This window comes from Archangium sp. (genome assembly GCF_057119385.1).
In genome coordinates, this window is sequence record NZ_DBNGVP010000164.1 from 132,785 (window position 1) to 140,739 (window position 7,955).

The following is a 7,955-nucleotide window of genomic DNA, read 5'->3' on the forward strand; positions in this document are numbered from 1 at the left end:
GATGGATCTCTCACGCTCGTGGAAATGGGATAGAAGGCCGTTTTACTGATGGGCTACGACATGGCTCCTTCTTCGACCGTCCCACGGAGGTTCAAGCAGTTCCACGTACGTGGGGGAGCGCTGGCTCTATCGGTGCTGATGCTGTTGAGCGCGTGTGCCACGGGAACACCGCCTGGACGAGCACGGGAGTCCTTGAGCGTTCGTGCACAGTTGGCGAACGGGGAGTCGATCGAGGGCGAAGCGGTCTTCATCCACCTGCCCACGGATTTCGAGCCAGTGCGGGTGTCTGATGCGCAGTTCCGTGGCGCCCTGACGGAACTGGTGCTCGACATGCCGCTGAGGGTGGTCACGGACTGCCCTCGGTTGTACGTGGGCCGGAGGCTGGCGCTGGTTTCCGAACCCCTGGTCGGGGATGCGTGGCATTCGGAACTGGCGCGAGCGTACGGGCGCTTTTGCGACCGGCGAGGCAGTCCGGGCGACTGCCTGACGCTGTTCGATGATGGGCCCTCCCTTCAAGCCGATGACAAGCGCAGCATCGCCCTGGCATTGGCCGTGGGTCCAGCCCTGGAGGCACGCGATGCGGAGCTGCGGGCCATGCTCTCCTCCACGCAGTTGTGGACGGCGGTGAGTGTTGCCATCTCGGGTTGGTTGGCGTTGCTGGTGATGCCCGAGCCGGTGTCCAAGGGGGTGGCCGCCGCGTTCGCCATGATGATGTGGGGTTATCTCGGTTGGGAGTTCTTCGATTTGCTCCGGGCTTATGTGCAACTCGCGGAGGACTCGGCCCAAGCCACCACCTTCGAGGAGCTCCGCGAGGCGGGCGCGCGGTTCGGGAAGGTCATCGGCCCCAACAGCGTGCGGATTCTTGTCTTGTTGGGCACGGCGGCGTTGGGCGAGACGGCAGCTCTGCTCTCGAGAGGACCGAAGTTGCCGGGCTTTGGGCAGGCTGCGCGCAGGGTCGAGACCACGACTGGCATGCGGATGATGGAGGCTTCGACCGGGGCTGAGCGGATCATCGTCTCCGTGCCCGAGGGCACGATCCGCGTCGTGCTGCCAGCCAATGCCGTTGCCATGGCGCCCCAGGATGGAAAAGGCGGGCGCTCCAGGCTCATCAGACAGGGCAGGCTGCTCTCCAATGGGCATCGCGCATTCAAGTCCTTCGACGACTTCAAGGACGTCATGGGCTCCGCGGGCAAGGGCAAGCAGTGGCATCACATCGTCGAGAAACACCCACACAACACGGAGAGGTTCGGGGCCGAAGCTCTGCACAATACGGAGAACGTCATTCCCCTGGACGAGGCAATCCACACGAGGATATCCGCCTGGTACTCCTCGAAACCGCAAGGCTGGAGCATGACCGTTCGCGAGTGGATAAGGCAGCAGTCTTATGAGGCGCAGCGGGAGTATGGGATTTCCGTGCTGCGCAGGTTCGGAGTCGTTCCGTGAAGCGTGTTTCGGGAGAGGCTCATGATGACGTGGGGAGCTTGATAGACAAGTACATCGAACTCGCGAAGCTTCATGGGGTGGCGTTGAGCGAGTTCGATCACAAGAAAGCGAATCGCCTGCATTCTCGCATCATGCAAGTGCATCGCGACTTGCTGGTGCTGGGGCCCAATACTCGAAGCAGATTGCTCGAGCTTCTCGAGCATCCCGACATGTCGGTCCGCTCCTGGGCCGCGTCCCAGTCGCTCGATTTCGCTCCTGAGCGTGCGGAACCCGTGCTCGAGCGGATTGCCGCGGAAGGGCCCTTGCCTTTGAACTTGAACGCCGAGACCGTGTTGATGGGCTGGCGTTCGAGATCATCATCTTGATCAGCGAGAAGCGAGGCAGGGGGAGGGGCTGGCCTCAATCCGCCCCTTCGCCCCTGCCCGTTGATGCAATGAAGTCTGTTCAGGGCTTCTTCACATCGTAGGACACGAGTTCCTCCAGCCGCTCGCCGTCCTCCTTCACCTTGCCGATGCCGGGCGCCAGCCAGTACGTGCGCTCCTGGTTGTCCTTGTCCCCACGCTCGCGCTTGATGCGGATGACATTCGTGAAGGTGCCCGCCGGTGTCACCACCGTCTCGTTCACCGCCTCCACGCGCCAGATGTATGTCTTGTCCTTGTCCTCCGTCGTGCCGTCGCCCAGGCGCGTCAGCTCCCGGATGTCCGAGTCGTAGCGCCAACCCACCGGCCGCTCCGTCGCGATGGCCTTCACCGTCGCGGGATTCCAGGTCGTCACCCGCGCCAGGGTCTCCCCCTTGCGGTCCTCCTCGCGCAGGCGTACCACCACCCCGTTCACCTCGAGCTGCCAGGACAGCTCCTCCAGGTGTGGCTGCGTGCTGCGCACCGCGATGGCCCGCATGTTCGTCTCCGGCACCGCCTGCTCTCCCAGCACCTCCACCCGCTTCTCGAAGGTGCCTTTCACCGGATCCGTGATGCGGTACGTCCACGTGGAGCCCGCCGTCAGCGGCCAGAGGCTCGTGAACGGGGCCGGTTGCTCCGGGTCCGTCGTCCCTCCGCCCGTGCCGGGAGGAATGTCCGGCAGGTCCACCGTTCCATCCTGGTTCGTCGTGGACGGCGGCCCCTGGTCTCCCGTGGGCAGGCTTCCACCTTCCCCGCACCCCGCCCAACACATCGCCGCCACCAGTGCGGCCCACCCCCAACGCCTCATCCCCGCTCCTCCCAGAGCCCCTTGTTCGAGGGCATCTCCGACCACCTCAGTCCCCGGATCGGGCTGCCCGCCGGGCGGCTCAGCGCCGACGCGATCATCCCCGGCTCCTTCTCCTCCACCTCGAGCTCCAGCCGCCGCCCGTCGAAGTCCAGCGCGCAGCTGCGCACCAGCACGTTGCGCTCGCCGAGCCGCTGTCTCAGCCACGCCTCCGCGCCCGCCAGGTCATCCGCCTGGGCCGACACCAGCACCCGCTGCTTCTGAAGCACGGGCGCCTTCTCGAAGAAGTCCAGCACCAGCAGCAGCGCGGCGACGAAGGCCGTGCCCACCCCGGCCAGCTCCAGGCTGCCGTGTCCGCACGCCATGCCCAGGCCGATCATCAGGAAGAGGATGGCCGCGTCACGCGGGTCCTTCAGTCCCGAGCGGAAGCGCACGAAGCTGCCCAGGCCCACCAGTCCAAAGGCCTTGGCCGTGCTGTCGCCGATGACGGCGGTGATGACGGCGGCGGCGGTGCACAGCAGCACCTGGGCCTGCATCATCTCCGCCTTGGGCAGCGCCTTGCGCGTCAGCAGGCGCCACGGCCTCAGCGCGAGCACCGTGCCGATGAGCACCGCCGCCATCAGGCGGGGCAACATCACGCCCGCGCCGGGATGGGACACCCCGGAGGTGGCTTCGTGCTGGATGAATCCCGAGAACAGCCCGTCCATTGCCCGTCCTTTCGATTCAGAGCGCCGGCCGAGGGGCGTCATCCCCGGCCCTCCATTGCGAGCTGCGCTCCGAGGGGTGCGCGGCCAGGTGCGAGGCGGCCACGAGGCGGTAGGCGTTGCGCAGCACCGGCAGGCGGCTGGAGGTCAGCTCCAGCGCGCGCAGCACGAGTGCTTCGGCCCGCTCCGTCAGTGGCAGTCCCTCCAGCGAGGACACCACCGTGGCCGGCCAGCGGGACACGAAGGCCTCGCGCAGCCTCCAGGCGCGCGGATCATCCAACCCGTCCAGTGAGTCGAGGGCCTCCTTCGTCAACGGAGCGCCGCGCTCGCGCAGGGCGAAGGCCTCATCGCCGCACAGCCCGGACAGCGAGCGCAGCACCAGCTTCAGGGCCTTGTCCTCCAGCGCCACGCGCAGCTGCCGGGCGAAGGGCGTGTCCAGGCCCTGCACGCTGCGCAGCACCGCCAGCCGGTCATGGCCGACCAGGCTCTCGCGCAGGGCGTCCGCCCGGGCCGAGTCCAGGCCGGTGAGGCTGCGCGCCACGTCCGCGTACAGCCCCCGCCGCACGCCCTGCTCCCGCGCCGCCCAGGCCGGCTCGTCGTCCACCCCGGCCAGTCCGCAGAGCACCTCGCTCAGGCGCCCCTCGCGCAGCGCGTGCTCGCGCAGGGCCCACGCCTCGGGCGAGTCGTTGTGCTTGAGGCCGCCGAGCACGTCCGCGGGTGCGTGGGCGTAGAGGCGCTCGCGCAGGGCCATGGCCTGCGGGGACGGGTTGGAGCCCAGGCTCATGGCCACCTCCTGTGGCACCACCTCCGCCAGCAGCTCGCGCAGGGCCCGGGCCGGCTCGTCGTCCAGGCCCGTGAGGCTGCGCACCGTCAGCCCCGGGAAGCGCTCCACGTAGCCCAGCCGCCGCTGGTGCGCCGGGAAGCCGGGGATGCCGCCCAGCAGCCACACCGCCAGCTGCGGCTCGCGCACCTCCAGCCCGTCCAGCACGCGGAAGAAGTGCTCCTCCACCTCGTCCACCGTCGACGGCACCTGCACCGGCGTGGGGCTCGGCGGCGTCATCCGCTGCGCCGGCAGCTCCCGGCCCTCCAGCCGCGCCACCACCGCCTCCACCAGCCGCTGCTCCAGCACGTGCAGCGGTTGATCATTGTTCTCGATGATCAACCAGCGCGCCGGATCCTTCCGCGCCTGCGCCAGGAAGGCCTCCCGCATCCGCACCGCCAGGCCCGCGCCCGCCAGCCCCTTGCGGCTGTCCGAGTCCGGCACCCGCTCGCCCTTGCTCTTCCCCAGGCGCTTGCGCAGCCGGGCCAGCTCCGGATCCACGTCCACCAGGATGACCAGATCCGGCCACAGCCCCTGCGAGGCCAGCTCACACGCCGGCTCGAGCGCCGAGCCGGGCAACCCGCGCCCGCCGCCGCTCAGCGCCAGCTGCGAGTACAGGTACCGGTCGCTGATGCACACCTCGCCCCGGGCGAGCGCGGGGGCGATGACCTCCTCGAGCTGCTGCGCGTCGCGGGCGAGGTTGAGGAAGAACTCGGTGCGCGGCGACATCTCCAGCAGCTTCGAGTCGCGGGTGAGCTCGCGGATGCGCCGGGCGATGGGCGAGCGCAGCTCTCCTCCCTCGCGCGCGTGCGCCACCCGGTAGCCCAGCCGCCTCAGGCGCTCGGCCAGGAGGTTGGACAGGGTCGTCTTGCCGCTGCCGTCGATGCCTTCGAAGTCGATGAACACGGTTGCTCAGCCCCCCAGAATCCCGTCCGCGACGAAGTCGTGGACCCTCGCCATCCCCTCGGCGAACTTGCTGTACGCCGGCTTCCTCCCGGGGTTGAGCGCCGCCAGCCACTCGGGCAGCTCCTCCCCCAGGTGCTTCACTTCCACGACCACCCGCTCGTCTTGCGCCAGCGGTTCACCCAGCCGCTCCGCGCTCAGCGTCGTCTCGGAGAGCGCCAGCTCCGGCGTAATGCCGTGGAAGCCGATGTCCCGGTCCACCGTCACCCGCCACGCCTGCGAGCACTGGTACACGTGCCGCCGGTACGTCACCGCCAGCACCGGCATGAGGCTCCCTCCGGCGATGAGCGGCAGCAGCCGCACGCCGCCCCGCAGCACATGGCCCAGCTGCGCGCGCGGCACCCACACCCGGCGCTTCTGGGTGAGGCCGTTGCGCTCGCGCTTCACCTCCAGCACCACGCGCTGCACGCCTCCGGCGCCCACGTCCGGCGAGTACTCCTTGGTGCGCACCTTGAGGCAGTCGTTCGGCGTGTCCAGCGAGCGCCGTGCCAGCGGATAGCCCGGCTTGTCGAAGTAGACGGAGGTGATGCTCGTGGGCGGCGACAGGTAGCCGCCCAGCGACGAGGACAGCCGCGAGCACAGCGCGAGCGCCTCGGTCCTGCCCAGCACCAGCTTGAACTCCCGGCGCAGCCTGGTGACTTCTCCTTCCGCGAACTGGAGCATGGTCTCTCTCCGTTCCTAGAAGCGGGTGGCCAGCTGCAGCGAGTACTCGAAGCCCGCGGCCGTGTCCCCGGGACGCAGCGCGTGCTCGGCCTGCAGCTGGGCCTTGAAGTGCTCGGAGTAGAGGACGTTGAAGCCGCCCACGAAGGCGTAGCCGCGGGCCTTCAGCGGGCCGAGCAGCTGCATCATCTCGGCGCCCGCCACCGGCTGCAGCGCGAGGCCCTCCACCAGCCCCAATGGCAGCGTGTAGCTGGCCAGCCCCATCTGCGCGGAGAAGGGCCCCGTGGGCAGGTGCCCGTTGACGTACTCGCCCGTCACCTCCAGACCTCCCAGCTTCAGCACCGCGTCCCCCGCCAGCGCGTACGTGCGCGCGCCCTCGAAGGACTGCGCGAAGTAGGAGCTCGCCCCGAGCGTGAGGACCTTGAAGGGACGCACGGTGGCCCGCAGCGCGGCGTCCTCGCTGGCGCGGATGCCCGTGTCGTCGTCCTTGGTGCCCTGGAAGACGCCGCCGGACACCTTCAGCTTCCACGCCTCCTCGAGGCTCACCTCGCCCATGAGGCCCAGCCGCCGGCCGCCCAGGTGGTGCGTGTCCTCCAGGTAGTCCGCCACCAGCCCGCGGCGGATGACCGGCAGCCGCCACGCGGACTCGAGCTCGCGCGCCAGGAAGGGCGCCTTGAACTGGCCGCCGTAGAGGCGCAGCCGCTTCTGCCCATCGGCCACCCGCACGAAGGCGTCCTTGAGCAGCGACTTGGACGACAGGTCCGCCGTCACCTCCGCCTCCACGTGGGACAGCGACGCGGCCAGGCCCACGCGCGCCGAGGCGATGGAGAGCGAGCGCGCGTACTGCTCGCGCTCGTCCGCGCTCACCCGGGCGAAGACGCGCCCGAAGGGAACGACCCGCAGTCCCCGCTGCTCCTCGTCGTTGGCCGCGGTGCCCTCACCGCCCTCCGAGAGCGGCTCCTCCCACTTCGGCTTCGGCTCCTTCTTCTTCTCCGGCTGGGGGACCTCCACCTGGGCCGGCGTGGGCGTGTCCAGCTCCGGAGTCAGCGCGGCCACCTCCTCGGGCTGGGCCGCCGCGTCCGCCTCGGGCTGCCACGCCTCCGCTTCCGGGGCGGGCTCCGCGGCCCACGCCGGCATGCCCAAAAGGAGGACCGTGGCGAGGAGCCCCCGCCTTTCCTTCTCGAACCTCCGCCGCTCGCCCATGCACTCCTCCCCGCCCGGTCCGTGCGAGAGGTGTGCAACCCGGGTGCCCGGAGGGAGGCTGTCCGCGAGCCGACAACCGCCTCGTCCCCGCGTCGGAAACCCACCGTCACCAGGGCGTTACAGGTCCGTGACAGGGAAGGAATTTTCCACTCGAGGGGGGGTGGAGCGCCTGTCGAAGTTACCGCTCCGGGAGCTGCTTGTTTTCAGTCGCCACGGCGGTGGAGGTGCGATCAGGCAGGACGTGCTTCTGGGTGGATTCGCGTCTCTCACCCAGAAGGTTCCGAGCGGACTTCAGGTGGAGTCGGGTAGACCAAGGCCGTTGCCCTCCCGGCCCCACGGCTCCAACTCCCAGTGGTAGACGTCTACCAGTGAGGTGGGTGGGTGTGGGGTAGAGGGTGTGCATGTATGTCTTGACTGGTAGACGTCTACCAGTGAAGTCCTCGGAGACGGCCTTTCCCCCTCGGGTGAGCCCGACATGCCACGGCCCGGCACACCATGGGTCACCCGACGCCCCGGTCACGCGGAGACGCTTGCCGGGTCTGCTACCCTGCCCACCCTGGAGGTAAAGCACATGAGCGGACTTCCGCGGTCCGCTGTGCATGTCCTCGGAGAAGGGGTGCCATGAAAGTCAAACCGGTGGAGGAAGTGCTGCCTCCAGACGGGGTGGTAGGTGGCTACCGCATCGAGCGCAAGCTGGGCGCCGGGGGCCAGGGCCGGGTGTACCTGGCGTGGCGAGAGGGGCGAGCGTACGCGCTCAAGTTCATCCACCTGGAGCACGTGGGGGACTGGGGCTGGCGCGAGCTCTTCATCCTGCTGAGCCACTCGTTCGCCCACGTGGTGAAGCTGGTGGGCCACCTGAAGTGGCCGGAGGACAGGCCCGAATTCCTGGTACTCGTCATGGAGTACGTGGAGGGCCGCCCGCTGCACCGCTGGGCGCAGGAGGACAACCCCTCGGCGCG

Annotated in this window: 8 protein-coding genes; 3 read left to right on the forward strand and 5 right to left on the reverse strand. The window is 69.0% G+C overall.

Annotation, left to right across the window (positions count from 1 at the left end; all coding sequences use genetic code 11):
- Positions 1–60 precede the first annotated feature (60 nt).
- Positions 61–1,443, forward strand: coding sequence for a SitA5 family polymorphic toxin (gene sitA5, locus AC16DP_RS40320; protein WP_483956963.1), 1,383 nt, complete (start codon positions 61–63; stop codon positions 1,441–1,443).
- The gene (locus AC16DP_RS40325; RefSeq protein WP_329732084.1) at positions 1,440–1,808 is read left to right on the forward strand and encodes a DUF2019 domain-containing protein; all 369 of its coding nucleotides are present in this window, start codon (positions 1,440–1,442) and stop codon (positions 1,806–1,808) included. Before sitA5 ends, AC16DP_RS40325 begins: the two co-directional genes overlap by 4 nt.
- Before the next feature lie 79 nt (positions 1,809–1,887).
- Here AC16DP_RS40325 and AC16DP_RS40330 read toward each other — a convergent pair whose 3' ends face one another.
- Genes AC16DP_RS40330 through AC16DP_RS40350 form a run of 5 tightly spaced genes read right to left on the reverse strand, consistent with a single transcriptional unit; the run spans position 1,888 to position 6,996 of the window.
- The gene (locus AC16DP_RS40330) at positions 1,888–2,649 is read right to left on the reverse strand and encodes a hypothetical protein (protein WP_329732085.1); all 762 of its coding nucleotides are present in this window, start codon (positions 2,647–2,649) and stop codon (positions 1,888–1,890) included.
- Positions 2,646–3,353 (reverse strand): DUF4956 domain-containing protein, encoded by a 708-nt coding sequence (locus tag AC16DP_RS40335; protein WP_329732086.1) that lies wholly within the window; start codon positions 3,351–3,353, stop codon positions 2,646–2,648. Before AC16DP_RS40335 ends, AC16DP_RS40330 begins: the two co-directional genes overlap by 4 nt.
- Before the next feature lie 16 nt (positions 3,354–3,369).
- Positions 3,370–5,076, reverse strand: coding sequence for a dTMP kinase (gene tmk, locus AC16DP_RS40340; RefSeq protein ID WP_329732087.1), 1,707 nt, complete (start codon positions 5,074–5,076; stop codon positions 3,370–3,372).
- A gap of 6 nt (positions 5,077–5,082) precedes the next feature.
- The gene (locus tag AC16DP_RS40345; RefSeq protein WP_329732088.1) at positions 5,083–5,796 is read right to left on the reverse strand and encodes a VTC domain-containing protein; all 714 of its coding nucleotides are present in this window, start codon (positions 5,794–5,796) and stop codon (positions 5,083–5,085) included.
- A 15-nt stretch (positions 5,797–5,811) separates the two neighbouring features.
- Entirely contained in the window at positions 5,812–6,996 is a 1,185-nt protein-coding gene (locus AC16DP_RS40350) for a hypothetical protein (RefSeq protein ID WP_329732089.1), read from the reverse strand.
- A gap of 621 nt (positions 6,997–7,617) precedes the next feature.
- On the opposite strand from AC16DP_RS40350, the gene AC16DP_RS40355 reads away from it, so the two are divergent.
- Positions 7,618–7,955, forward strand: a 338-nt coding sequence (locus AC16DP_RS40355) for a protein kinase domain-containing protein (RefSeq protein ID WP_483956962.1), incomplete at its 3' end; no start/stop codon positions are given.

Bases quoted from the DNA above. Each gene is read 5' to 3' on its own strand.
- sitA5 (WP_483956963.1), top strand. From the start codon at position 61: ATGGCTCCTTCTTCGACCGTCCCACGGAGGTTCAAGCAGTTCCACGTA.
- AC16DP_RS40330 (WP_329732085.1), bottom strand. From the start codon at position 2,649: ATGAGGCGTTGGGGGTGGGCCGCACTGGTGGCGGCGATGTGTTGGGCG.
- AC16DP_RS40335 (WP_329732086.1), bottom strand. From the start codon at position 3,353: ATGGACGGGCTGTTCTCGGGATTCATCCAGCACGAAGCCACCTCCGGG.
- AC16DP_RS40345 (WP_329732088.1), bottom strand. From the start codon at position 5,796: ATGCTCCAGTTCGCGGAAGGAGAAGTCACCAGGCTGCGCCGGGAGTTC.
- AC16DP_RS40350 (WP_329732089.1), bottom strand. From the start codon at position 6,996: ATGGGCGAGCGGCGGAGGTTCGAGAAGGAAAGGCGGGGGCTCCTCGCC.